This window comes from Arthrobacter sp. SDR-2R (assembly GCF_057747955.1).
Genome location: NZ_CM173231.1, coordinates 2252994 through 2276506, shown reverse-complemented (window position 1 = coordinate 2276506; position 23513 = coordinate 2252994). Strand labels below are relative to the sequence as shown.

Sequence of the window (23513 nt, the reverse complement as noted above, 5' to 3'; positions counted from 1 at the left end):
TGTGGGTACAGTCACCGCATGAATGCGCGACGGAAACGAAGAGGGGCTTGAATTGGCAGGTAATGCAACCTTCCGCCACAGCAACACCGCGCTGCTCTCGGTGAGCAGCGTCGAGGCTCCAAGGATCGTAAGCTCCACGGACTTCGACCGCCACCTGGCGCACACCCTGAAGCGGCTGAAGTTTCCACCCCGGCTGCTTGAGCGCGTTGCTGGCATTACGCACCGCCGCTGGTGGGCCCCCGGAACATCGTTCGACGACGCCGCGGTGGAAGCCGGAGCCAAGGCCCTGGCCGAGGCAGGCATCGAAGCCTCCGACGTCGGACTGCTGATCAACACCTCGGTCACGCGCCGCAACCTCGAACCGTCCGTGGCGGTGAAGATCCACCACGGCCTGAGCCTGCCGTCGTCGGCCATGAACTTCGACCTCGCCAACGCATGCCTCGGGTTCGTGAACGCCCTGACCCTGGCAGCGAACATGATCGATTCGGGACAGATCAGGTACGCCGTCATCGTCAATGGCGAGGACGCCCAGCTGACGCAGGAGGCCACCCTCGCCCGGCTGCAGCGGCCGGAAACCACCCGCGACGACTTCAACCGCGAGTTCGCCACGCTGACGTTGGGATCCGGGGCAGCGGCGGCCGTCCTGGGACCGGCCGATGAGCACCCCGGGGCCCACCGCGTGGTGGGCGGCGTGATGCGTGCCGGCACCGAGCACCATGAATTGTGCGTGGGCGGCATCGACGGCATGAACACGGACACGAAAGGACTGCTCGACGGCGGCCTCCAGCTGGTCGTGGACGCGTGGCATGAAGCGCAGCCCGAGTGGGACTGGGCGGCCATGGACCGCTACGTCACGCACCAGGTCAGCAACGCCTATACACAGGCCATCATTGACGCCATTGACCTCGACCCCGACAAGGTGCCCATCACGTTCCCGCACTGGGGCAATGTTGGGCCCGCCTCGCTGCCCATGACGCTTGCGGCCGAGTCGCAGTCCCTGGATACCGGGGACCGCGTCCTGTGCATGGGCGTGGGTTCCGGCCTGAACACCGCAATGCTGGAAATCGTTTGGTGATCGCGGACTGGCCGGGCGTGGCCGCCGGGTGGTCGCGCCAGATTGATGTCACTTCCACAGCCGGCGTCGACGCGCCGGGCACGGTGCGCCGCTGGCACCTGCTGGACAACGGCGCAGAACTCGCCGGCCGTGGCCTGGTTCCCGCCGGGACCCTGCTGTGCGTGCACGGCAACCCCACCTGGTCCTACCTGTGGCGGAGCCTGCTGGCCGCCGGATGCGACCCCGCGCATCCGTGGCGGGTGGTGGCGGTTGACCAGCTGGACATGGGCTTCTCCGAACGCACGGGCACCTTCCGCCGGCTGGCTGACAGGATCCAGGACCTGAACGACCTGACGGACGTGGTGGCCTTGGAGGGACCGGTCGTCTCGGTGGGGCATGACTGGGGCGGAGTGGTCAGCCTGGGCTGGGCGCTGGCCCACCAGCACCAGTTGGCCGGCGTGGTACTGACCAACACGGCCGTTCACCAGCCTGCAGGCTCGTCCATTCCCCCGGCCTTGCGCCTTGCCCTGCACCCTGCCGTGCACACATGGGGAACCACCACATCTGACTCCTTCCTGCGGGTGACGCATTCGCTGGCGCACCCGCCGCTGCCCGCGGATGTCCGGAAGGCGTATATGGCCCCCTACCGCGGAGCCGAGCGGCGGGCCGGGGTGGGAAACTTTGTTGCCGACATTCCCGTGGACGCCTGGCATCCCAGCTTTTCTGCGCTCAGCGGCGTGGCGGAAGGCCTCCGGAACCTGGAGGTCCCTGCCCTGATGCTGTGGGGTCCGCGCGACCCGATCTTTTCCGACCGCTACCTCAAGGACCTCATCACCCGCCTCCCGCATGCTGACGTGCACCGCTACGAGGGCGCAGGACACCTGCTCGTGGAGGACCGGGACATCGCCCCGGCGGTTTTCGACTGGCTGGCCGGGCGCGTCAGCGGCGGCGGCAACGGTTCGCCCGCGGTGGGGAACGCCGCTTCCCAGCCACCGGCCCGCGCAGGTTTCCAGCCACTGTGGACGCTCCTCGCCGAACAGGCGGCAGGACCCGCCGGAGGTAAGCCGGCCGTCGTCGAAATGGCTGCGGACGGCACCCTGGCCCGTTCCCTCACGTGGCAGCAGCTGGACTCTGACGTCCACCGCCTGGCCACCGGCCTGCACCTGGCAGGCGTAAGGCCGGGCAGCCGGGTGAGCCTCATGGTCCCGCCCGGGGTGGACCTGACCGTGGCCCTGTATGCCTGCCTGCGGCTGGGAGCCGTAGTGGTGGTGGCCGATGCCGGACTCGGAACGAAGGGACTGAACCGGGCGGTCAAGGGGGCTACTCCCGACTTCCTGATCGGCATCGACAGGGCGCTGGCAGCTGCCCGCGCCCTGGGATGGGCGGCCAGGCGCATCAGCGTACGCGACCTCCCGGCCGCCCGCCGCCGGATTCTCGGAGTGGAAACCTCCCTGGCCGCACTAACAACGGCGGGTAGGGTGCGCTCCGCCGGGCCTGGCGACGGCAACGGCAACGGCAACGGCAACGGCAACGGCAACGGCACATACTGGCCGGACCCGGACTCCCCCGCCGCCGTGCTCTTCACCTCCGGCTCCACCGGTCCGGCCAAGGGCGTGCTGTACACGCACCGGCAACTCGCCGCGATGCGGGACACCGTGGCCGAAACCTTCGGGATCCATCCGGGCCAGCGGCTGGTGGCGGGTTTCGCGCCCTTCGCCCTGCTCGGACCGGCACTGGGAACCGTGTCCGTGACGCCGGCGATGGATGTCACCGCGCCACGAACCCTGACCGCGCGGGCCCTCGCGGACGCCGCAGCGGCCATCGACGCCACCGTGGTCTTCGCCTCGCCGGCTGCCCTGCGCAACGTCGTCGCCACCAGCGGCGGACTCAGTGCGGAGGGCACCGCAGCGCTGAAACGGGTTGAACTGCTGCTCTCCGCAGGCGCCCCCGTTCCCGAACCGCTCCTTGCGGAGATGCAGCGGCTCCTGCCGGGTGCCTCCCTGCACACGCCCTACGGAATGACGGAAGCGCTCCCCGTCACCGACATCAGCCTCGAACAAATCAGGGCCGCGGCTTTCGACGCCGGATCCGGAACAAAGCCCGGAGCCGGCAACGGTGTCTGCGTGGGCCGGCCCGTCCACGGCGCCCGGGTGGCCGTCATCCCCCTGGCGGCAGACGGCACAGCCCCCGGTTCAACTCCTGTCACGGACGCGGGAATCACAGGAGAAATCCTGGTCAGTGCGCCGCACGTCAAGGATATGTACGACCGGCTCTGGCTGACCCAGGAAGCCAGCACCGGCGTGGCCGGATGGCACCGCACCGGCGACGTCGGCCACTTCGACTCCGACGGCCGGTTGTGGGTGGAAGGCCGGCTTGCGCACGTCGTCACCGCGCCCGGTTCGGTGGTGACACCGGTCGGCGCCGAACAGGCCATCGAACGCGTGGCCGGCATCCGGATGGCCGCGATTGTTGGCGTGGGGCCGGCGGGGACGCAGGCCGTCACCGCCGTGGTCGAGACGGTCCCGCCCGTCCGGAAAGCCGGGCCTGCCGGTCCGGAACTGGCTGGAAAGGTCCGGGAAGCCGCGCGCACGGCGGGCATTTCCGTGGCCGCCGTGCTGGTGGTCCCCGCGCAGCCTACCGATATCCGCCACAACGCAAAGATCGACCGGACGCGCCTGTCCCGGTGGGCTGCCTCCGTCCTGGCCGGCGGACGCGCGGGGACGCCATGAAAGTCCTCGTTACCGGTGCAAGCGGACTCCTGGGCCGCGGAGTCGCCGGACAACTGGTGCACCGGGGCCATGACGTCACCACCTTCCAGCGGCGTCCCTCAGGGGTCGACGGCGCCACGGACCACCGCGGATCCCTCACCGATGACGCCGCGGTCAGCGATGCCGTCCGGGGTGCCGAGGCAGTCATCCACCTGGCGGCCAAGGTCTCCTTCACCGGCCGTGCCGCACAGTTCGACGAAGTAAACGTCCACGGCACCCGGCGGCTGCTCCTCGCCGCCCGCGCGGCCGGCGTGCGGAACCTAATCTTCGTGTCCTCGCCGTCAGTGGCCAATTCCGGCGCCGCCATTGCGGGCCTGGGGGCAGAGCCCGCGGACCCGGAGCATGCCCACGGGGACTACTCCCGCACCAAGGCCCAGGCGGAACTGCTGGCCCTTGCCGCGGACGCCCCGGACTTCCGCGTTGCTGCCGTTCGGCCGCACGTGGTCTGGGGACCCGGGGACACGCAGCTGGTGGAACGGGTGCTGGCGCGGGCTGCCCGGCACCGGCTGCCGCTGCTGGATGCGGGCGCCGCCCTGATCGATACCACGTACGTGGACAACGCCGCGTCGGCGATTGTTGCCGCGCTGGAGCGCATCAGCCACATCCATGGCAGGGCGCTGGTTGTCAGCAACGGGGAGCCACGGCCGGTGGGCGAACTGATTGCCGGCATCTGCGCCGCCGGTGGCGTGCCTGCCCCGTCGTGGTCCGTCCCGGGGCGGTTTGCCAGGGCGGCGGGGTCCGTAGTGGAAAAACTGTGGCTGAGGCTTGGAATGCAGGACGAACCGCCCATGACGAAATTCCTCGCTGAGCAGCTGTCCACCGCCCACTGGTTCGACCAGCGCGAAACCCGGGAACTCCTCGACTGGACTCCGGCCGTCCCGATCGACGAAGGCCTGGCGCGGCTGGCAGCACACTATGGCACCCGCTGAGCCCATCGCCTGGGCGGCCCGGTGCTACCAGCGGCCGTTGCGTGGCCGCGGCTGGCACACGGGGCAGGTGTGGGACGAACGGTTCATGAACTGCTCGCGGCGGATGACCGCCTGGATTCCTGCGGCCGCGCACCTTTTGCACGGCTCACCCTGGCGGCCGTACGCGTTGAGGGACCGGTCGAAGTAGCCTGAGGCGCCGTTGACGTTGACGTACAGGGAATCGAAGCTGGTTCCTCCTGCGGCCAGGGCATCGAGCATGACCTCGCGGGCGCTGTCGAGGACACGCCGGGCGTCCCCCCGGCGCAGGGTATCGGTGGGCCGGGCGTAATGCAGCCGGGCCCGCCACAGCGCTTCGTCGGCATAGATGTTCCCGATACCGGAGACCAGGCCCTGGTCCAGCAGTGCCCGCTTCAGGCCGGTCCGGCGCTTCCGAAGCCGCTGGTAGAAGAGGTCGAAGGAGAACGAAGGGTCCAGTGGATCGCGCGCAATGTGCGCGGCTTCGGCGGCGATCAGGGGAAGGGGGGATTCCGCGAGGCCGCCCGGGCCGCCGTCGTCCGTGGGTACCAGTGCGGTGACAAAAAGGCCTCCGAAGATCCGCTGGTCCACGAACCGCAGCTGGTCCGGCATTCCGTCGCGGGGACTGAGCCGGAAACGGACCTTGAGGTGCCTTTCATCGGGAACGCCGGGGCCCTGCATCAGCAGCTGCCCGCTCATGCCCAGATGCGCCATGAGTGCCACCGCGGGAACGCGGGTGTCCTCCCCGGCGTTCGGCAGCGCAGCGGTGCCGTCCAGCAGCGGCATCCAGAGGAACTTGCCGCGCCGCACGACGTCGGCCACCGTGGCGCCTTCGAGGTTGCCGATGAAGTCCCCTGCCCCGAGGGCGTGGCGCCGGATGGAGCGGGGATCGATGACGTCCACGGCGCGGATGGTCCTGCCGCGGACCCAGTTCACCAGGCCGCGGCGCACCACTTCGACCTCTGGCAATTCAGGCACGGAGCGCTACTTGGCGGCTATGGAGCCTGCGGAGGTGCTGGGGTCAGCCTGGGCCCCGGCTCCGGAGAGCACCCGCCAGGCGTCTTCCGCTGCCTCCTGTTCGGCTTCCTTCTTGGAATGGCCGGAGCCCTTGCCGTAGGCCTTGCCGCCAATGTTCAGCACCGCCGTGAAGGTACGGGCGTGGTCCGGGCCGGAGCCGTCCACTGCATAGTGGATGCTGCCCAGCTGCCGGCTGGCGGCGAGTTCCTGGATGCTGGTCTTCCAGTCGGTGCCGGCGCCCAGGACTGCGGCGTCCTTCAGCAGCGGACCGACCAGCCGCATGACCAGCTGGCGCGCGGTCTCGATGTCGTTGGAAACGTACGTTGCCCCGATCAGGGCCTCCATGGTGTCCGCGAGGATGGAGGCCTTGTTCTTGCCGTGGGTGAGCTTTTCGCCCTGCCCGAGGTAGATATACTCACCGATGCCAAGGCTGCGGCCGATCCCGGCGAGGGCCCGGGTACTGACGACGGCGGACCGGCGCTTGGCGAGTTCGCCTTCGGGCAGGTCCGGGTTGTCCCGGTAGAGGGCATCGGTGACGGAGAATCCCAAAATGGAGTCGCCCAGGAACTCGAGCCGCTCGTTGGTGGGTATGCCGCCGTTCTCGTATGCGTACGAACGGTGGGTAAGCGCAAGACGAAGCGTCCCGGCGTCAATAGTGACACCGAGACGCTTCAGAAGCTCTTCAGTTGAAGACATCAGTCAGCCTGTTGGGCCGATTAGACGTCAGCGACCTTGCGGCCCTTGTACTCAAGGAACAGCGCGGTGCCGGCAGAGTCGGTAACGACCTTTGCCTGGTGCGGCAGGCTGTAGGTGACCTGGCCGTTCTCAACGGTCTTCACCAGGTGGGGGGCGGTCGCCTTCCACTGCGAGCGGCGGGCGCGGGTATTCGAGCGAGACATTTTCCGCTTGGGAACAGCCACGGCTAACTCATTTCTCTCTAGACAAACACGTACAAATCAATTTTGCCGGTCAGGCTTAGCCATATCAGCTAGGGCAGCCCAGCGAGGATCCAGGACCTCGTGGTGGTGCCCCGGCTCGTCTTCCAGGCGAGCTCCGCATTCGGAGCAAAGGCCCTGGCAGTCTTCCCGGCACACCGGCTGGAACGGCAGATTGGTGACAACCGCGTCCCGCAACACCGGTTCAAGATCGATTACATCGTGCTCGACTCGACGTTGCTCTTCATCATCTTCTCCATCCGAAAGCTGAATGCCCTCGTAGAAGAAAAGTTCTTGCACATTGACCTCAAGGTCATACGCAAGGGGATCCAGGCATCGGCCGCACTCGCCAGTAACTTCGGCAACCACGGTTCCTGATACCAGAATTCCTTCGTGTACGGCCTCCAGCCTCAGATCCAGCTCGACATCCGAGCCTTCCTGAACACCAATGAGCGCCACACCAAGATCACCCGGTGCGGGTACATGTTCCTTCAGTGTCCGCATGCTTCCCGGGCTGCGCCCGAGGTCCTTGACGTCGAACGCCAAGGGCGAACCAGCATCTCTGTTAATGAGAACTCCTGTTGAACATATGACCGACGTACCATCTTAGCCTGAAGAGCCGCAGCGACTCAAACCGGCACGAGGAAGCGCCGAAGTACCGATCCAGCCTACCGCTTTGGCTGCTGATCCGCCGAAGGCTCGCCGGAAACCATGCGGCGGTGCACCGAGCGGGGCACGTAGTCGGACACGCTGCCGCCCAGGGACGACACCTCTTTGATCAGGGTGGAGGACAAATGGACGTAGCTGGCCTCTGCCGGGAGGAACACTGTCTCCACCCCGCTCAGCTGCCGGTTCATGGTGGCCATGGGCAGCTCGTAGTCAAAGTCCGACGAGGACCGGAGCCCCTTGACGATGGCCGACACGCCCCGCTGGCGGCAGTACTCCGCCAGGAGCCCCTCGCCCACCGGTTCCACCACGATGCCCCTGAGCAGTGCCAGCGTTTCGCGCGCCATTTCCAGCCGCTCTTCCAGGCTGAACATGTACTTCTTGGCGTAGTTGGTGGAAATGGCCACGATGACCTCGTCGAAAAGACCGGCAGCCCGTGCGATGACTTCGAGATGGCCGTTGTGGATGGGGTCGAAGGATCCGGGGCACACAGCGCGTCTCATGCTCCGAACCTACCCCATGGAAAGGCCGGGATACCATGACTGGATGCATCCACCACGGGAACTTTCCACCCCCTTGGCACCTGCGCCCTGGCAGCGTACGGCGCTCGGTGCCAACCTCCTGGCGCCCGACGGCGGGCTGGGTGTCACCATCTTTGAAGAGATGACCACCCTGGCCGTCCAGACCGGGGCCATCAACCTGGGCCAGGGCTTCCCCGATGAGGACGGGCCTGCCGAAATCCGGGAGGCAGCCCGGGCAGCCATCGCAGCGGGGGCCAACCAGTACGCGCCCGGCAAGGGCCTGCCCGAACTCCGCCAGGCGGTGGCCGCACACCAGGAACGGTTCTACGGGCTTGCGCCGGACCCGGCAACCGAAGTCATCATCACCACCGGAGCCACCGAAGGCATCGCCGCGGCCCTCCTGGCCTTTGCCGGACCCGGCGACGAGGTCCTGACGTTCGAGCCTTTCTATGACTCCTACGGCGCGGTCATTGGGCTTTCCGGCGCCTCCCACGTCACGGTGCCGCTCGCTGCCCCGGACTTCATGCCGGACATGGCGGCCCTGGAGGCAGCGTTCAACGGGCGGACCCGCGTGGTACTGCTGAACAACCCGCACAATCCCACCGGCGCCGTTTTTCCGCCGGCCGTCCTGCAGCGCGTGGTGGAGCTCGCGGAGAAGCACGGCAGCATTGTCATCACGGATGAGGTGTATGAGCACCTCACCTTCGGCGTGGCCCATACCCCCGTTGCCACCCTTCCAGGGGCCGCCGCCCGCACCATCACCATTTCCTCTGCCGGAAAGACCTTTTCCCTGACCGGCTGGAAGATCGGCTGGCTGAGCGGGCCCGAAGAGTTGGTCTCCGCCGTCCGCACGGTCAAGCAATTCCTTACCTACAGCTCAGGCACTCCCTTCCAGGCCGCGATCGCCAAGGGGCTGGCCCTGCCGGACAGTTTCTACACGGGCATCGCCGCCGCCCTTGAGACGAAACGTGACATCCTCAGCGCCGGACTTCGGGCGGCGGGCTTTGACGTTTTCACACCACAGGGAACCTACTTCGTCAATGTGGATACGGCTCCGCTGGGCATCACCGATGCCCTGGACCTCGCCCGCCGCCTGCCGGCACTGGTGGGCGTCGCAGCCATTCCCGTTCCGGTCTTCTGCCATGCGGAAGGCGCGAAGCGGATGCGAAGCCTGCTCCGGTTCGCGTTCTGCAAAAAGACAGAAGTCCTGGAGGAGGCTGCGGCGCGGCTGTCCACCCTGCGCGGAAGGCTCTGATGTCCGGCGGCAGCGGCGTGCACGCCAGCCGCTTCCTGCGGACCACCGGCCGGCATGCCACCATCGAACCCGATGCGTTCACTGACGGGGGCTATGTACTGAGCATCGGCGGCTCCGAACAATCCCACGTCAACCTCGACCGGCCGGAGGACATCTTCTACGAATACCTCCGCAGGATCGGGCACCTGGTGGATCTGGCCGCCCCTCCCGGCGAGCCGATCAGCGCCCTCCACCTGGGGGCAGGGGCGCTGACGCTTGCGCGCTACATCCAGGCCACCCGCGCCGGCTCGGTCCAGTACGCGGTCGAGCTGGAACGTGAGCTGCTCGACTTTGTCCTTCGGCACCTTCCCATGCCCGACGGGACAGACCTGACCACCGTCATCGGCGACGCCCGCGAGGCGCTCGGTGCCCTCGATCCGGGACTCACGTTCGACGTCGTAATCCTGGACATCTTTTCCGGCCCGGAAGCGCCGGCCCACATCGCCACCAGCGGTTTCTACCGCGAAGCCAGGGAGCGTCTGCGCCCGGACGGCCTGCTGATCGTCAACGTGGGCGACGAGGCGGCCCTCACACTGGTCCGGAGCCAGGTGGCGGCGATGCGCGCGGCAATGGCGGATGTGGGTGCGTTTGCGGAAGCGGGCATGTTCGAGGGCAGGTATCCGGGCAACATCATCCTGGCAGGCACACAGGGCCCCTGGCCGGAATCGTGGACAGCTGAGCTGGCCGCCCGGGGCCCCCACCCTGGCCGTGTCCTGGCGGGAGTGGATCTGGACCCCTTCTCGGGCTGAGCGCCTTGGCGGGCTAGGTGCCCTGGGTGTCAGGTCCGGCAACATCGGCCAGGTCATCCGGAGCGATGGCGTCGGGCACGAACGGCTCGGCGAACCACAGCCGGGTTTCCCCGTACTTCTTTTCGGCGAACCTCGTCATCCCGTCCGGCCACTGCGGTTCCGGGGAGCGGGACGAGCGTTCCACCACTACAACGGCACCCGGGACCAGGTGCGCGGCGAGCTTCTGCAGCACCGCCGACAGTGCGGCTTCCTCCAACGGATACGGCGGATCCAGGAACACCAGGTCCCACGCCGCGGATTCCGCGGCCCGGTCCAGGAAAGGTTCCACCCTGGAGCGGTGCACCGTGACGGCCTTTCGGCCCAGGACTCCGTTAATGAGGTCCGCGTTGCGCTGGCACACACCGCTGGCCTTGGCGTCGGATTCCACCAGGTCCACTGTCGCGGCTCCCCTGCTGGCGCTTTCCACCCCCAGGGAACCCGAACCCGCGTATAGATCAAGCACCCGCGCCCCGGAAATCACCTCGAAGGCGTCCAGGCGGGAGAACAGAGCTTCCTTCACCCGGTCTGTCGTAGGCCTGGTCAAGGACCCGGGAACCGCCGCCAACGGCGTTCCGCCACCAACGCCGGAGATAATCCTGGTCACCGTGCCCACCGCGATCCGCCGGCGCCCGCTCCGCTTTCTTTGCTAACCGCGTTCAAGGAACGCCTCCTTCTCAGGGTTGAGGTATTTCTCGATGGCGTCCGCGAGTTCCGGGTAGCCGGACAGCAACGGGTCGCCGCCTACGATCGCCTGGGCGTCCTCCCTGGCCCGGGCGATGACGTCTTCGTGTTCGAGCACCCGCAGCAGTTTCAATGTGGACCGTCCGCCGGACTGGGAAGCGCCCAGGATGTCGCCCTCGCGCCGCAGTTTGAGGTCTTCCTGGGAGAGCACAAAACCGTCGGTGGTGGCCGCCACGGCATCCAGCCGCCGCCGGCTTGGGTGGCCCGGTTCCAGGGCGGTGACCAGCAGGCAGGTTCCCGGCAGTCCGCCGCGGCCCACACGGCCGCGAAGCTGGTGCAACTGGGAGATGCCGAACCTGTCGGCGTCCAGGATGACCATCAGCGTGGCGTTGTGGACGTCCACCCCCACTTCGATCACGGTGGTGGAGACGAGCAGCTTGATGCGGTTGGCGGTGAACCCGGCCATGGTCTCCGTCTTCAGGTCGGGGTCCTGGCGTCCGTGCAGGGGAGCCAGCGGCACCCCTGCCAGCGAGGGCTCGCCCTGAAGATGGTCCACGACGGCGGTGACCGACGCGAGCTCCCGCGTCTCCTCTGTGTCCATGCCGGGAGGTGCCGCCTCCCCCGGGCTGAAGTCGCCGTCGTCGTCTGTTCCGATCTTGGGACAGACCACGTACACCTGGTGGCCGGCGTCGATCTCTTCCCGGGCACGTGCCCAGATCCGTGCCACCCAGCCGGGATTTTCCGCAAGGCCCACGAGGTGGGTGGTGATCGGGGCCCGGCCCTTTGGCAGTTCGTCGAGGGTGGAGGTCTCAAGGTCGCCAAACACGGTCATCGCTACGGTGCGGGGAATGGGCGTGGCGGTCATGACGAGCAGGTGCGGTGGTTTCCGGGCCTTCGACCGCAGGGCATCGCGCTGTTCCACACCGAAGCGGTGCTGCTCGTCCACCACGATCAGGCCGAGGTCGTAGAAGGACACGTTGTCACTGAGGAGGGCGTGGGTGCCGATGATGATTCCTGCGGTCCCCGAGGCGGCGTCCAGCATGGCTTGTTTCCGTGCCGCAGTGGGCATGGACCCGGTCAGCAGCGTGACCTGCACGGACGGCCCGTTGCCCCCGGACGGCCCGCCGAGGAGTCCGTCGCTGGAGAGCACGCCCAGGGTGCGGCGGATGGAGTCGTAATGCTGGGCGGCGAGCACTTCGGTGGGCGCCAGGAGTGCGGCCTGGCCGCCGGCGTCGATCACCTGCAACATGGCCCGCAGCGCCACCACGGTTTTCCCTGAGCCCACTTCACCCTGCAGCAGCCGGTTCATGGGGGCTGCCTGCGCCAGTTCCGCGGCGAGGGTCTTGCCGACGGCGGCCTGGCCGGCTGTGAGCGTGAAGGGCAGGTCCTGGTCGAAGGCAGCCAGGAGACCGTCTGTGACAGGGCGCCGTGCGGTGGCTTCCTCGGCGGCGAGCTGGGCCCGGCGCCTGGCAAGCGCTGATTGCAGCACCAAGGCTTCCTGGTACCGGAACCGGTCCCGGGCGCGTTTCCAGTCGGCGGCAATTTCCGGCGCGTGGATGAGCCGGTACGCCTCCGCCACGGGCAGGAAGCCTTCCCTCGCGGCGACCGTGGGTGGAAGCGGATCCGGCAGCGCACCCAGGTCCACGGTTTCGAGCAGGGTGCCGATCACCTTCTGGATCCTCCAGCTGGGAAGCTTGGCTGTGGCGGGATACACGGGGATGGGCATCGCGGCGAGTTTCGCGGGGTCACCGGTGCCCTGCACGAAGGGGTCATCGTCCAGGAGCTGGAAGTCCGGGTTGGTGAGGCCCAGCTGGCCTTTGAAGCTGGTGACTTTTCCCGAGAACAGAGCCCGCCGTCCCTGCAGGAGCTCGGCTTTTGCCTTGTAGCCGTTGAAGAAGCTGATCTTGAGGGTCCCGGGCACTTTGCCGTGGTAGTCCCTGCCGCCCACCAGCCGGAGGCCCTGCTGCCCGTCGTCGGAAACGATGACGTCCGTGATGGTCCCCCGCCGTGCCTGCATTGCCCGCGTGCTGCTGGACAGCACCCGGGCGATGAGGGTGACGTCCTCATTGAGCGGGAGCTCGCTGATGGGAGTCAGCTCACCGCGCATGAGGTAGCGGCGGGGAAAGTAATTGAGGAGGCCTTCGACAGTGGTGATGCCAAGGTGTTTTTCAATGACGGCCGCGGAGCGCTTTCCGATCCGGCGTTCCAGGGCGAGGTCCAGCTCAGCGTTCATGCCCGCCGGTGTTCACCTTTTCCGCATCCGGGTCCCGGGGAAGCGCCAACTCGCTGATGCTGATCTGGGACGGCTCCCCCAGCGACCTGATGATGTCCACGGCCGCGTCAGGTTCCGGAACGTGGACGTGGACCCGCCACCGGTAGTTGCCCTCGGGATCCGAGCCGTTGCCCACCTGGCTCATGATGACGGACTCGCCGATCTCGTCCAGCCGCTGCCGGAGGGTGGCGGCATTCAGGGGCGAAAGGTTGATGGTGCACATGACTTCCACGCCGTCGTCGTCCGGCATGGAAGTGTGGATGTGGGGATCGGAGACGTCGTAGCCGTGCAGGCCATCGAGGAGTTCGCTCTGCAATTCCTCGCCCAGGACGGCGGAGCGGAGGCAGTCGAGGATCAGCAGCATGCCCACGCCGCCCGCGTCCACCACATGGGCGGACTGCAGGGCATCGAGCTGCTCCTCGGTGTGGATCACGGCGGCCAGCGCACCCTCCACCGCCGCGTCCAGGGCCAGGCCCAGCGCATGGTTGCTGTCATCGCCGTCCTGGGCGGCGTCGACGGCGGCTGCCGCACGGGCTGCCGCTTCCATGACCGACAACATGGTTCCCGGAACTGGATCACTCAGTGCGGACCATGCGCGGATCTGGGCACGGTTCAGCGCTGCCGACAGGAGCGTGGAGGTCAACCGGGTATGGCCGGCAAGGGGTTCCGCGGCGGCGCAAAGAAACACGGAAAAAAGAGTTCCCGAGTTTCCCCTGGCTTCCTCCATGGCGGCCTGCCCGGCCGTGGCAAGGACTTCCCCGACGTCGACCGGGGCCGGCTGATCCTCGGCGAGCACCAGGGAGCGGGCGGCAGCGCGCACGGTGAGATAGAGGTTGGTGCCCGTGTCGCCGTCGGCCACCGGGAAGATGTTGATGGCGTTGAGCCGGTCGCTGTGGTTTCCCAGGGCAGTTTCAGCCTTGCCCAACCACCTCTTCATCGCCAGCGCGTTGGCGGCAACCTTAGTGTGCAAAGTGATCCCATCCCCCGGTGTCCGCGGCCCGGCCCGCAATCAGGACGCCCGGGCCTTCGTCGGTACCGAGTGCATGTATCGAGCCTATCGCAGTGAATCCGGGTGGCAGCTGAACGCCCGCCGGGAATGTGGCCAGGAGCCCGTGGTCCTCTCCGCCGCCGAGCACCCATGCCGTGCCGTCCCCGCCCAGGCGGGCGGAGGCGGGGGCCAGGAGGTCCGCCAGTTGCGCCAGGCCGGCCGGATCGAGCGCGACGGCTACGTTGCTGGCGGCGGCCAGCCGCTTGCCGTCCCGCAGGAGTCCGTCCGAGATGTCCAGCATTGCCGTGGCACCCGCCGCCCGGGCTGCAGGCCCGGCATGCAGCGGCGGACGCGGCCGGCACTGCAGGTCCACGAAGGCGCGCTCGGCCGGGGTGAGGGTGTCCACGGCGATGTCCGATTCAAGCAGCGCCAGGCCTGCGGCGGCATGGCCTGCTGTTCCTGCCAGTGCCAGGATGTCCCCCGCCCGGGCGCCGGACCGCAGGACCGGCTGTCCGCCGTCGAGCGTCCCCAGCACCGCCACGGTTACCGAGATTTCGCGGCCCCGGCCCAGGTCCCCGCCGGCCACGGAGCAACGCGCGGCGCCAAGTTCACGGATTCCGGCTGTCAACCCGTCCGCCAGGTCCTCCACCCACCTCACGGGCGTGTCCACGGGGAGGGTGAGGCTGACCACCATGGATATTGCCTGTGCGCCCATGGCGTTGATGTCGCTGAGGTTTTGTGCCGCAGCCTTCCATCCGACGTCGAACCCGGTGGTGCGGTAGCCGTTGGGCCACAGGAGGCGGAAGTCCTGGTCCTGGACCTGGGTGTCGATGCTGATGACGGTTCTGCCGTCCGGGGCTGCGACGACGGCGGCGTCATCGCCGGGACCCAGCAACGTGCTGGCGGTGTGGCCCCCGGCCATCCGGAGGCGCGGAAAAATCCGGTCCAGCAGCTCGGCTTCGGAAAGGCCGGCGACGGTGGGCTGGCAGGCGACGCGGTTACGGAGGTCTTCAGGCACGCCACTACGCTACCGCGCCCGGCCGACATCGTGTCCGGGCGGGGACGACGGCGGCGATAGGCTGGGATCATGCACCATCCCCAGCTGCCCCTGTCCGCCCGTGCCGCCAGGATGGCGATGGTTGGGGGAATTGCCGCCCTTTCCTTGACCGCCTGCTCCCCCGCGGTGGACGTCACGCCCGCCAGGGACGCCGCCAATCCGCTGTGCGCACCGATGATGGTGGCCCTGCCGGACGCCATCGGCGATTCAAAGCTGCGGAAGACCAACAGCCAGGCCACCGCAGCCTGGGGCGACCCGTCGCTTGTCATCCTCCGCTGCGGCGTCAATGTGCCGGGCCCTACGACGGACCGCTGCGTGACCGTCAACGGCGTCGACTGGGTCATCAAGGAGGGCGACCCCGTGTGGACGCTGACCACCTACGGGCGGGAACCGGCCACGGAAATCCTGATGGACCCGGACAAAATCAGCTCCGCAACCGTACTCGCGGACCTGGCAGCAGCTGCCGAAAAGGTGCCGTCAGCACGGAACTGCGTGGGCCAGGAAGACCTGCAGAACCTGCCGAAGAGCCGGTAGGTCCAGGCGGGTGGGCCCACGCCGGGAGGGTTCCGGCGTGGATCAGCGAAGGCCGGTTTTGCGGTTCAGGGCCAGGTGGATGAGTTCGTCGATCAGGTCCGCGTAGCCCAGTCCGGACGCTGCCCACATCTGCGGGTACATGCTTTTGGGCGTGAAGCCGGGCATGGTGTTGATCTCGTTGATGATCAGTTCGCCCTCGGGGGTGTAGAAGAAATCCACGCGGCTCAGGCCCTCGGCGCCGACGGCGTCGAATGCGGCGGCCGCCAGCTCCCGGACCCGGGAGATCGCTTCCGCGGGGATGTCTGCGGGACAGCTCAGGGCTGCGGCATCATCCTCCACATACTTGGCGTTGAAGTCGTAGAACTCGTGCGTCCCCCCGGACACCGAGATTTCGCCCGGCATCGAGGTCCGGGGCGCATCGGTGCCCCTGCCTTCCAGGACAGCGCATTCGATTTCGCGGCCGACAATTCCGGCTTCAATGACCAGCTTGAGGTCGTGGCGGCGGGCCTCTTCGATCGCGGCGTCCAGGTCCTCAAGGGAATCAACCTTGGAGATGCCCATCGACGAGCCGGCACGGGCCGGCTTGACGAAGACGGGGAAACCGAGGCGGTCCACCTGCTTCCTGACGGATTCGGGATCCCGCTGCCACTGCCGGTCGGTCACAGCCACGTAGGGTCCCACGCGAAGTCCGGCGGCCTCGAAGACCACCTTCATGTAGTGCTTGTCCATGCCGACGGCCGATGCCAGGACTCCGGCGCCGACGTAGCGGGTGTCGGAAAGTTCAAGGAGCCCCTGGATGGTGCCGTCCTCGCCGAAGGGGCCGTGCAACAGCGGAAAGACCACGTCGACGGCGCCCAGTTCCTGCGGAACCTCATTGGGGGACGCCACGATCAGCTGGTGTTCCCCGCCGATCTCAGCAAGCGTGACGGTCTGCGGGGAAGGTACTACCTCGGGGAGTGATGATGCGGCAAGCGACCACTGGGTGGTTTCGGCCGGGGCAAGAACCCACTGGCCGGTTTTGGCAATCCCGATGGGGATGACGTCGTACTTGTCCTTGTTGATCGCGCCCAGCACGCCTGCTGCGGTGACGCAGCTCACGGCGTGCTCGCTGGAGCGGCCGCCGAAAAGCACGGCGACCCGCGGCTTCCGGCTGGTGGCAGTTTCCCCTGTGTTGGGTGTGTCTTGGGACATGGTCAGTAATCGCCTTCAGGTTTCAATTCCCGGGACAGCAGAACCGGCCCCAGTTGGTCAACGGACAGCTTGCCTGCCAGCACCGCGACGACGGCGGCAGTGATGGGCATGTCGACGCCGAGCTTGGCGGCGAGTTCATGGACGGCCTGGCCGGATTTGATGCCTTCGGCGGTCTGGGTCATCTTTCGGCCCACCTCCTCCAGGGTCAGGCCCTGGCCCAGCAGCCTCCCGGCCGTGTGGTTCCGGGACAGCGCGGACGAACAGGTTGCCACAAGGTCGCCCAGCCCGGCGAGCCCGGCCATGGTCTTGGCCTCGCCGCCCAGCGCCAAGGCGAGGCGGGACGTTTCCGCGAGTCCCCGGGTAATCACCGAGGCCTTGGTGTTGTCCCCCATCTGCTTGCCCTCACAGATGCCTACTGCCAGCGCAATCACGTTCTTGACGATGCCGCCGATTTCGACGCCGACCACATCGGCCGTGGTGTAGGGCCGGAAGTAGGGGGCGGTGCAGGTCCGGGCGAGCCAGCCTGCAGTGGCGGAGTCAGCGCATGCCACGACTGATGCCGTAGGCTCTTCCCGCGCAATTTCCATGGCGAGGTTGGGTCCCGAGACAACTGCGATGCGTTCCAGCGGCAGGCCCAGTTCCTGTGCGATGACCTCGCTCATCCGCGCGTCCGTGCCCAGCTCCAGCCCCTTCATCAGGGAGACCACAACAGCTCCGGGAGCGATCATGTCCTTCCATTCGCGCAGCTGCGGGCGCAGCGACTGGGCCGGAACCGCCAGCACCACCAGGTCGGCTCCCGCCAGGACTCCGCGGACGTCTGTGGACGCCGTGATGCTCTCCGGCAGGACGATGTCCTTGAGGTACTCACTGTTGCGGTGGCAGTTGTTGATCTCTTCGACCACCCCGGCGCGCCTGCCCCAAAGCCTGATGGCGCGCGGCGTTCCGGCGGCAATCGCAGCGTCCGCGAGGATCTTCGCGAAGGTTGTCCCCCACGATCCCGCACCCAGGACGGCTACCGTGCCCGCCGCCCCCGGCTTCCCGTCAGCGGTCACGGAGCTTCCGTTCCTGATTCGGGCTCGCCGCGGTCAACGAACCGTCCGTGCTTGGCCTGCGGCCGCTTGGCCGGGTCCCAGCGTTCGGCGGGAGGCTGCTCGCCGCGCAGGCCTGCCAGCAAAGCCGTGATCGCGTCCATGATCACTTCCGTCGCCTCCGTCAGGGTGGCCTTGTCCAGCGGGCGGCCGCGGAACGCACTCAGGTCCACCGGTTCGCCCACGACGACGCGTGAGTGCTTCCGGGGGAACACGTGGAACCGCTTGCCGTACCTGGGGAACACCTCGTGCGCGCCCCAGTGGGCAATGGGCACCACCGGAATATCGCCTTCGAGGGCCAGCCTTGCCGCGCCGGTATGCCCCTTCATCGGCCAAAGCCCGGGATCGCGTGTCAGCGTTCCCTCCGGGTAAATGATGATCGCCCCGCCCTCAGCCACAATCTCCTGGGCCACTTGCAGCGATCGGTTCGCTCCCGCCGTCGAGCGCTCCACCGGCACCTGCTTGGTGGCGCGCAGGAGCGCACCCAGGCCGGGAACCTTGAACAGCGCGGCCTTGGCCAGGAAGTGCGGGGCACGCTTCTGGTTGTAGAGCATGTGCCCCACAACAAGGGGGTCGATCTCCGTGCAGTGGTTGGGGGCTGCGATGAAGCCGCCGGCGGGAAGCTTTTCGGTGCCTTCCCACGTCTTGGACATCATCAGGTTCAGCAGCGGCCGGGCGATGCTGGCAATGAAAACAAATGTGGCCTTGCTTTTGGCCGATTCCTTCACGGTGCCGCGCTACTTCGTGGTGGTGATGTCGAAGTCGGCCCCAAGGCCGGCGAGCTTTTCCGTGAACCGCTCGTAGCCCCGGTTGATGATGTCGATGCCGGTGACCCGGGACGTTCCGGTGGCGGCCAGGGCGGCAATCAGGTGGCTGAACCCGCCGCGCAGGTCGGGGACATCAATGTCGGTTCCCTTGAGCTGGGTGGGTCCGGAAATCACCGCGGAGTGCAGGAAGTTGCGCTGGCCGAACCGGCACGGGACACTGCCCAGGCATTCCCGGTGCACCTGGATGCTGGCGCCCATGCGGATCAGGGCGTCGGTGAAGCCAAAACGGTTCTCATACACCGTCTCGTGCACGATCGATACGCCCTCGGCCTGGGTCAGCGCAACCACCAGGGGCTGCTGCCAGTCCGTCATGAAGCCGGGGTGGACATCCGTTTCAAGGACCAGCGGGTTCAGCTTTCCGCCCTTGTGGTAGAACCGGATGCCGTCCTCGCCGATGTCCATTCCGCCGCCCACCTTGCGGTAGGTGTTCAGGAACGTCATCATGTCGCGCTGGGATGCGCCTTCAACGAAGATGTCGCCGCGGGTCACCAGTGCGGCCGAAGCCCAGGACGCCGATTCGTTGCGGTCCGAGAGGGCACGGTGGTTGTAGCCGCCGAGGTCACGGACACCCTCGATGCGGATGGTCCGGTCCGTCTGCACGCTGATGATGGCGCCCATCTTCTGCAGCACGGCGATAAGGTCGATGATTTCCGGCTCGGTGGCGGCGCCGGACAGCTCCGTGATGCCTTCCGCGCGGGTGGCGCTCAGCAGGACCTGCTCGGTGGCGCCCACGGACGGGTACGGCAGCGAGATCTTGGCGCCGTGCAGGCCCTTGGGTGCAGAGATGTGGATGCCACCGGGACGCTTCTCCACGACGGCACCGAACTGGCGCAGGACATCCAGGTGGTAGTCGATGGGACGGTCGCCGATCTTGCAGCCGCCCAGGTCGGGAATGAAGGCTTCGCCAATGGCATGGATCAGCGGTCCGCACAGCAGGATGGGGATGCGGGAGTCACCGGCATGGGCATCGATCGCGGTGCTCGGCGCCGTCTTTGCGGCCTTGGGATCGAGGGTGAGGTCACCGTTGACCGGGTCCTTCTCCACGGTCACCCCATGCAGCTGCAGCAGGGAGGTGACCACCTCCACGTCCTTGATCTCCGGCACGTTCCGCAACACCGAGGGTTCGTTGCCCAGCAACGCCGCCACCATTGCCTTGGGGACAAGATTCTTTGCCCCACGGACGCTGACGCGGCCTGTAAGCGGGACACCGCCGCGGATTGTCAGAACACTACTCATATACCGGTTTCCTCACGATCACTAGCCCCCAAAACCTTGCAAAGGCTCCAACCAAGCATAGGAGGTCGCGTTACCGAACCGAAATAAGGGGGTACCGGCGGCGGGGCGTGGCGCGGCCTTCGCCCGCTGCGCCACGCCGCCGGGATGGTGGCCCCGGGGCTAGGAAAGCTTCGCCGGCAGGGTCTTGGGCTTGAACGCCTGGCGGGTCGCCTCGTAGGCGGTGATGTCGGCTTCGTGCTGGAGGGTCAGCCCGATGTCGTCGAGGCCTTCCAGGAGCCGCCAGCGGGTGTAGTCGTCGATGTCGAACGGCGCCACGATGTTGCCGCAGACGACGGTCTTGGACTCGAGGTCCACGGTGACCTGGGTTCCCGGGGCGTTTTCGAGTTCCTTCCAGATGAGCTCGATGTCGTCCTGCGCAACCTGCGCGGCCAGAAGTCCCTGCTTGCCCGAGTTGCCGCGGAAGATGTCGGCGAACCGGGAGGACAGGACGGCTTTGAAACCGTAGTCCTTCAGCGCCCAGACCGCGTGTTCACGGGAGGAACCGGTGCCGAAATCGGGGCCTGCCACCAGGACCGATCCCGCGTTGTAGGGCTCCTGGTTCAGGATGAAGGAGGGGTCCTTGCGCCAGGCGGAGAAGAGCGCGTCCTCGAAGCCGGTCCGGGTGATCCGCTTGAGGTAGACCGCGGGGATGATCTGGTCGGTGTCGACGTTGCTCTGGCGCAGCGGGACGCCGATACCGGTGTGCTTGGTGAACTTTTCCATTTGTGCTGTCCTAGGCTGCGTCGATGCGGATGGCGGCGGGTTCGGGAGCCGGGTCAAGGTCCGATGGAGAGCTGAGCGTGCCCCGTACTGCCGTGGCTGCGGCCACCACCGGGGAGACCAGGTGGGTGCGGCCACCCTTGCCCTGCCGGCCTTCGAAGTTTCGGTTGGAGGTTGAGGCGCAACGCTCCCCCACCTCCAGCTGGTCCGGGTTCATGCCCAGGCACATGGAGCAGCCGGCAAAGCGCCACTCAGCACCGAAGTCCTTGAAGACCTTGTCCAGGCCCTCGGCCTCGGCTTCCAGCCGGACGCGGGCAGAGCCGGGGACCACCAGCATCCGGATGTTCGGATCCTTTTGCCGGCCGCGGATGATGTCGGCAGCGGCACGCAGGTCCTCCATCCTGGAGTTGGTGCAGGAGCCCAGGAAGACGGTGTCCACGCGGATGTCCTTCATGGGCGTGCCGGCTTCGAGTCCCATGTACTGCAGGGCGCGCTCGGCAGCGGCCTTGGCGTTTTCGTCACCGAAGTCCCCGGGTGACGGAACGGACTCGGACAGGGACACGCCCTGGCCGGGGTTGGTGCCCCAGGTGACGAATGGCTCCAGGGTGTTGGCGTCCAGGTCAACCTGCACGTCGAAGGTGGCGTCGTCGTCGGTACGCAGCGTATTCCAGTACTCCACGGCGGCGTCCCAGTCCTCGCCTTCCGGCGCGTGGGGGCGGCCCTTCATGTACTCGTAGGTGGTTTCGTCCGGGGCCACCATGCCGGCGCGGGCGCCGGCTTCGATGGACATGTTGCAGATGGTCATGCGCGCTTCCATGGACAGGGCGCGGATCGCCGACCCGCGGTATTCCAGGACGTAGCCCTGGCCGCCGCCGGTGCCGATCTTGGCGATCACGGCGAGGATGATGTCCTTGGCGGTGACGCCGGGACGCAGTGTGCCCTCGACGTTGATGGCCATGGTCTTGAACGGCTTCAGGGACAGGGTCTGGGTGGCCATGACGTGCTCCACCTCGGAGGTGCCGATGCCCATGGCCAGCGCACCGAAAGCGCCGTGGGTGGATGTATGCGAGTCGCCGCAGACCACCGTCATGCCGGGCTGGGTGAGGCCCAGCTGCGGGCCCACCACGTGCACGATGCCCTGCTCGGCATCGCCCAGGCTGTGCAGCCGGACGCCGAACTCCGCGCAGTTGTTGCGCAGGGTCTGGATCTGGGTGCGGCTGGTCAGGTCGGCAATCGGTTTGTCGATGTCCAGCGTGGGGGTGTTGTGGTCCTCGGTGGCAATGGTCAGGTCCGGCCGGCGCAGCTTGCGGCCGGCCAGCCGCAGGCCTTCGAACGCCTGCGGGGACGTGACTTCGTGGACCAGGTGAAGGTCGATGTACAGAAGGTCCGGCTGGGCGTTGGCACCATCGCCGTCACCTTTGCGCACCACATGTGCGTCCCAGACTTTCTCGGCCAATGTCTTTGCCATGGCCATCTCCCTTCACTGCTGTTTGGCTGATTGATCCAACTGAATCAGGACGGCTCCGCGCTGCGCCAGCCGAAAGATTTGCATCTCAGATATTGAGACGGCAATATCATTACATGGACAATTCTAGTGGAGTCGGTGTCATTGATAAAGCGGCCCAGGTGCTCGATGCCCTTGAGGCCGGCCCCACCACGCTGGCGCAGCTGGTAGCCGCCACCGGCCTGGCCCGGCCCACTGTCCACCGCCTCGCTTTGGCGCTGGTGCACCACCGGCTGGTCAGCCGAGACATCCAGGGCCGGTTCGTGCTCGGCAGCAGGCTTGTGGAGCTTGCCTCCGCCGCCGGGGAAGACCGCCTGATCGCCTCGGCCGGGCCCGTACTCATGCAACTGCGCGATGCCACCGGCGAAAGCGCCCAGATCTTCCGCAGGCAGGGTGACTGGCGCGTATGCGTCGCCTCCGCGGAGCGCCCCATCGGCCTGCGCGACACCATTCCCGTGGGCACGCAGTTGTCCATGAAGGCCGGCTCTGCCGCGCAGGTCCTGCTCGCCTGGGAGGATCACGACAGGCTCCTCGAGGGCCTGCAGTCGGCCCGTTTCACGCCGACCGTCCTGGCAGGAGTACGACGCCGGGGCTGGGGACAGAGCCTTGGCGAGCGTGAGCCGGGGGTCGCCTCCGTTTCGGCACCGGTGAGGGGTCCGTCCGGCAGGGTGATTGCCGCCGTCTCCATTTCCGGTCCAATTGAGCGGCTGACCCGCCAGCCCGGCCGCCTGCACGCCGAAGTTGTCTGCAATGCCGGGCGCATCCTCACCGAGGCCCTCCGCAAGAACAACGACTAGGCTCCTGCCGGCCCCACCGGGGCTCCGGCCGCTAGGCTGTGCCCATGGGCAGCTATGCGGTGTTCCTCCGCGGCATCAACGTGGGCGGGATCAATATCAAGATGGCGGACCTGCGGGACGCGCTGAAATCCTGCGGCTTCACGGACGCAAAGACCCTGCTGGCCAGCGGAAACGTGGTGCTCAGCAGCACCCTGGACGCGGCAGCGGTCAAACAGGAATGCGAAAAGTGCCTCCGGGCCGCCTTTGGCTATGAAGCGTGGGTTGTGGTCCTGGACGCCGGGCGGGTGGCCCAACTGGTGGATGGCTGCCCCTACCCGGACGACGACAGGTCCACCCACACCTATATCACCCTGTCCTCGGACACCGCCGTCATTGACGAACTGGAGGCGGCCGGGTCAGCCCTTGAAAGCCAGGACCAGCAGCGGCTGGGGCCCGAAGCGCTTGCCTGGCTGGCCCCGGCGGGAGGGACACTGGACAGCCCCTTCAGCAAGATCAGCGCGAAAACGAAGTTCAAGGCCGCAACCACCACCCGCAACCTGCGCACCCTCATCAAGGTCCGGGACGCCGCGGCCGCCCTGGCGGGCGGCTAGGT

General features: G+C 67.3%; 23 protein-coding genes. 8 read left to right on the top strand and 15 right to left on the bottom strand.

Going from position 1 to position 23513, the window contains the following annotated elements; translation table 11 throughout:
- The first annotated feature begins 52 nt into the window (after nucleotides 1-52).
- The 3 genes from AC3ANU_RS10570 to AC3ANU_RS10560 are packed head-to-tail and all read left to right on the top strand — an operon-like array spanning nucleotide 53 to nucleotide 4751.
- Entirely contained in the window at nucleotides 53-1075 is a 1023-nt protein-coding gene (locus tag AC3ANU_RS10570) for a 3-oxoacyl-ACP synthase III (protein ID WP_200831085.1), read from the top strand.
- Nucleotides 1069-3783, top strand: coding sequence for an alpha/beta fold hydrolase (locus tag AC3ANU_RS10565; protein ID WP_488314506.1), 2715 nt, complete (start codon nucleotides 1069-1071; stop codon nucleotides 3781-3783). The genes AC3ANU_RS10570 and AC3ANU_RS10565 overlap by 7 nt, the downstream gene beginning before the upstream one ends.
- Nucleotides 3780-4751 carry an NAD-dependent epimerase/dehydratase family protein gene (locus AC3ANU_RS10560; RefSeq protein WP_056388168.1) on the top strand — a complete coding sequence of 324 codons (972 nt, stop codon included), beginning with the start codon at nucleotides 3780-3782 and terminating at the stop codon, nucleotides 4749-4751. Before AC3ANU_RS10565 ends, AC3ANU_RS10560 begins: the two co-directional genes overlap by 4 nt.
- 24 nt (nucleotides 4752-4775) lie before the next feature.
- Here the strand turns inward: AC3ANU_RS10560 and mutM are convergent, their stop codons facing one another.
- The 5 genes from mutM to coaD form a co-directional block, all read right to left on the bottom strand.
- Entirely contained in the window at nucleotides 4776-5744 is a 969-nt protein-coding gene (gene mutM, locus AC3ANU_RS10555; RefSeq protein ID WP_144599841.1) for a bifunctional DNA-formamidopyrimidine glycosylase/DNA-(apurinic or apyrimidinic site) lyase, read from the bottom strand.
- 6 nt (nucleotides 5745-5750) lie between these two features.
- Nucleotides 5751-6479, bottom strand: coding sequence for a ribonuclease III (gene rnc / locus AC3ANU_RS10550; protein ID WP_056387882.1), 729 nt, complete (start codon nucleotides 6477-6479; stop codon nucleotides 5751-5753).
- Nucleotides 6480-6499: 20 nt separating this feature from the next.
- Entirely contained in the window at nucleotides 6500-6703 is a 204-nt protein-coding gene (gene rpmF, locus AC3ANU_RS10545) for a 50S ribosomal protein L32 (RefSeq protein WP_009356569.1), read from the bottom strand.
- 36 nt (nucleotides 6704-6739) lie between these two features.
- A complete protein-coding gene (locus AC3ANU_RS10540) occupies nucleotides 6740-7264 on the bottom strand; it encodes a YceD family protein (RefSeq protein ID WP_082581631.1) in 525 nt (174 codons plus the stop codon).
- Nucleotides 7265-7386: 122 nt separating this feature from the next.
- The gene (gene coaD / locus AC3ANU_RS10535) at nucleotides 7387-7887 is read right to left on the bottom strand and encodes a pantetheine-phosphate adenylyltransferase (protein WP_056387888.1); all 501 of its coding nucleotides are present in this window, start codon (nucleotides 7885-7887) and stop codon (nucleotides 7387-7389) included.
- A 43-nt stretch (nucleotides 7888-7930) separates the two neighbouring features.
- Between coaD and AC3ANU_RS10530 the strand changes: the two genes are divergently transcribed.
- Together AC3ANU_RS10530 and AC3ANU_RS10525 are read left to right on the top strand one after the other, a co-directional pair.
- Nucleotides 7931-9160 carry an aminotransferase class I/II-fold pyridoxal phosphate-dependent enzyme gene (locus AC3ANU_RS10530; RefSeq protein ID WP_186447729.1) on the top strand — a complete coding sequence of 410 codons (1230 nt, stop codon included), beginning with the start codon at nucleotides 7931-7933 and terminating at the stop codon, nucleotides 9158-9160.
- Nucleotides 9160-9948, top strand: coding sequence for a spermidine synthase (locus AC3ANU_RS10525; protein WP_223991950.1), 789 nt, complete (start codon nucleotides 9160-9162; stop codon nucleotides 9946-9948). The genes AC3ANU_RS10530 and AC3ANU_RS10525 overlap by 1 nt, the downstream gene beginning before the upstream one ends.
- 13 nt (nucleotides 9949-9961) lie before the next feature.
- On the opposite strand, the gene rsmD is transcribed toward AC3ANU_RS10525, so the two are convergent.
- Genes rsmD through thiL form a run of 4 tightly spaced genes read right to left on the bottom strand, consistent with a single transcriptional unit; the run spans nucleotide 9962 to nucleotide 14946 of the window.
- Nucleotides 9962-10591, bottom strand: a complete 630-nt coding sequence (gene rsmD, locus AC3ANU_RS10520; protein WP_056388174.1) for a 16S rRNA (guanine(966)-N(2))-methyltransferase RsmD — start codon at nucleotides 10589-10591, stop codon at nucleotides 9962-9964.
- A gap of 42 nt (nucleotides 10592-10633) precedes the next feature.
- On the bottom strand, nucleotides 10634-12901 hold the full coding sequence (locus AC3ANU_RS10515; RefSeq protein ID WP_488314505.1) for an ATP-dependent DNA helicase RecG: 2268 nt from the start codon (nucleotides 12899-12901) through the stop codon (nucleotides 10634-10636).
- Nucleotides 12891-13877, bottom strand: coding sequence for a DAK2 domain-containing protein (locus AC3ANU_RS10510; RefSeq protein ID WP_134163917.1), 987 nt, complete (start codon nucleotides 13875-13877; stop codon nucleotides 12891-12893). Before AC3ANU_RS10510 ends, AC3ANU_RS10515 begins: the two co-directional genes overlap by 11 nt.
- Nucleotides 13878-13899: 22 nt before the next feature.
- Entirely contained in the window at nucleotides 13900-14946 is a 1047-nt protein-coding gene (thiL, locus tag AC3ANU_RS10505) for a thiamine-phosphate kinase (protein WP_488314504.1), read from the bottom strand.
- A gap of 69 nt (nucleotides 14947-15015) precedes the next feature.
- Between thiL and AC3ANU_RS10500 the strand changes: the two genes are divergently transcribed.
- On the top strand, nucleotides 15016-15519 hold the full coding sequence (locus AC3ANU_RS10500; RefSeq protein WP_018768313.1) for a DUF3515 domain-containing protein: 504 nt from the start codon (nucleotides 15016-15018) through the stop codon (nucleotides 15517-15519).
- Between the two features lie 42 nt (nucleotides 15520-15561).
- On the opposite strand, the gene AC3ANU_RS10495 is transcribed toward AC3ANU_RS10500, so the two are convergent.
- From AC3ANU_RS10495 to leuC, 6 genes are all read right to left on the bottom strand, one after another.
- Entirely contained in the window at nucleotides 15562-16710 is a 1149-nt protein-coding gene (locus AC3ANU_RS10495) for a D-alanine--D-alanine ligase family protein (RefSeq protein ID WP_056387895.1), read from the bottom strand.
- A 2-nt stretch (nucleotides 16711-16712) separates the two neighbouring features.
- Nucleotides 16713-17762, bottom strand: a complete 1050-nt coding sequence (locus AC3ANU_RS10490; protein ID WP_488314503.1) for an NAD(P)H-dependent glycerol-3-phosphate dehydrogenase — start codon at nucleotides 17760-17762, stop codon at nucleotides 16713-16715.
- Complete coding sequence (locus AC3ANU_RS10485; RefSeq protein WP_056387899.1) at nucleotides 17759-18526, bottom strand: lysophospholipid acyltransferase family protein; 768 nt, start codon at nucleotides 18524-18526, stop codon at nucleotides 17759-17761. The genes AC3ANU_RS10490 and AC3ANU_RS10485 overlap by 4 nt, the downstream gene beginning before the upstream one ends.
- 9 nt (nucleotides 18527-18535) lie before the next feature.
- Nucleotides 18536-19861 carry a UDP-N-acetylglucosamine 1-carboxyvinyltransferase gene (gene murA / locus AC3ANU_RS10480; RefSeq protein ID WP_026265620.1) on the bottom strand — a complete coding sequence of 442 codons (1326 nt, stop codon included), beginning with the start codon at nucleotides 19859-19861 and terminating at the stop codon, nucleotides 18536-18538.
- A 159-nt stretch (nucleotides 19862-20020) separates the two neighbouring features.
- The gene (gene leuD / locus AC3ANU_RS10475; RefSeq protein ID WP_018768318.1) at nucleotides 20021-20623 is read right to left on the bottom strand and encodes a 3-isopropylmalate dehydratase small subunit; all 603 of its coding nucleotides are present in this window, start codon (nucleotides 20621-20623) and stop codon (nucleotides 20021-20023) included.
- A 10-nt stretch (nucleotides 20624-20633) separates the two neighbouring features.
- Nucleotides 20634-22088: a 3-isopropylmalate dehydratase large subunit gene (gene leuC, locus AC3ANU_RS10470; RefSeq protein WP_026265621.1), complete on the bottom strand. Its 1455-nt coding sequence runs from the start codon at nucleotides 22086-22088 to the stop codon at nucleotides 20634-20636.
- 113 nt (nucleotides 22089-22201) lie between these two features.
- Here leuC and AC3ANU_RS10465 point away from each other — a divergent pair, with 113 nt between their 5' ends.
- Both AC3ANU_RS10465 and AC3ANU_RS10460 read left to right on the top strand, forming a co-directional pair.
- The gene (locus tag AC3ANU_RS10465; protein ID WP_009356552.1) at nucleotides 22202-22921 is read left to right on the top strand and encodes an IclR family transcriptional regulator; all 720 of its coding nucleotides are present in this window, start codon (nucleotides 22202-22204) and stop codon (nucleotides 22919-22921) included.
- A gap of 44 nt (nucleotides 22922-22965) precedes the next feature.
- On the top strand, nucleotides 22966-23511 hold the full coding sequence (locus AC3ANU_RS10460; protein WP_488314502.1) for a DUF1697 domain-containing protein: 546 nt from the start codon (nucleotides 22966-22968) through the stop codon (nucleotides 23509-23511).
- The last annotated feature ends 2 nt before the right edge of the window (nucleotides 23512-23513 follow it).

Bases quoted from the DNA above. Each gene is read 5' to 3' on its own strand.
- AC3ANU_RS10560 (WP_056388168.1), top strand. From the start codon at position 3,780: ATGAAAGTCCTCGTTACCGGTGCAAGCGGACTCCTGGGCCGCGGAGTC.
- rnc (WP_056387882.1), bottom strand. From the start codon at position 6,479: ATGTCTTCAACTGAAGAGCTTCTGAAGCGTCTCGGTGTCACTATTGAC.
- coaD (WP_056387888.1), bottom strand. From the start codon at position 7,887: ATGAGACGCGCTGTGTGCCCCGGATCCTTCGACCCCATCCACAACGGC.
- AC3ANU_RS10530 (WP_186447729.1), top strand. From the start codon at position 7,931: ATGCATCCACCACGGGAACTTTCCACCCCCTTGGCACCTGCGCCCTGG.
- AC3ANU_RS10525 (WP_223991950.1), top strand. From the start codon at position 9,160: ATGTCCGGCGGCAGCGGCGTGCACGCCAGCCGCTTCCTGCGGACCACC.
- AC3ANU_RS10515 (WP_488314505.1), bottom strand. From the start codon at position 12,901: ATGAACGCTGAGCTGGACCTCGCCCTGGAACGCCGGATCGGAAAGCGC.
- AC3ANU_RS10510 (WP_134163917.1), bottom strand. From the start codon at position 13,877: ATGAAGAGGTGGTTGGGCAAGGCTGAAACTGCCCTGGGAAACCACAGC.
- AC3ANU_RS10500 (WP_018768313.1), top strand. From the start codon at position 15,016: ATGCACCATCCCCAGCTGCCCCTGTCCGCCCGTGCCGCCAGGATGGCG.
- AC3ANU_RS10495 (WP_056387895.1), bottom strand. From the start codon at position 16,710: ATGTCCCAAGACACACCCAACACAGGGGAAACTGCCACCAGCCGGAAG.
- murA (WP_026265620.1), bottom strand. From the start codon at position 19,861: ATGAGTAGTGTTCTGACAATCCGCGGCGGTGTCCCGCTTACAGGCCGC.
- leuD (WP_018768318.1), bottom strand. From the start codon at position 20,623: ATGGAAAAGTTCACCAAGCACACCGGTATCGGCGTCCCGCTGCGCCAG.
- leuC (WP_026265621.1), bottom strand. From the start codon at position 22,088: ATGGCAAAGACATTGGCCGAGAAAGTCTGGGACGCACATGTGGTGCGC.
- AC3ANU_RS10465 (WP_009356552.1), top strand. From the start codon at position 22,202: ATGGACAATTCTAGTGGAGTCGGTGTCATTGATAAAGCGGCCCAGGTG.
- AC3ANU_RS10460 (WP_488314502.1), top strand. From the start codon at position 22,966: ATGGGCAGCTATGCGGTGTTCCTCCGCGGCATCAACGTGGGCGGGATC.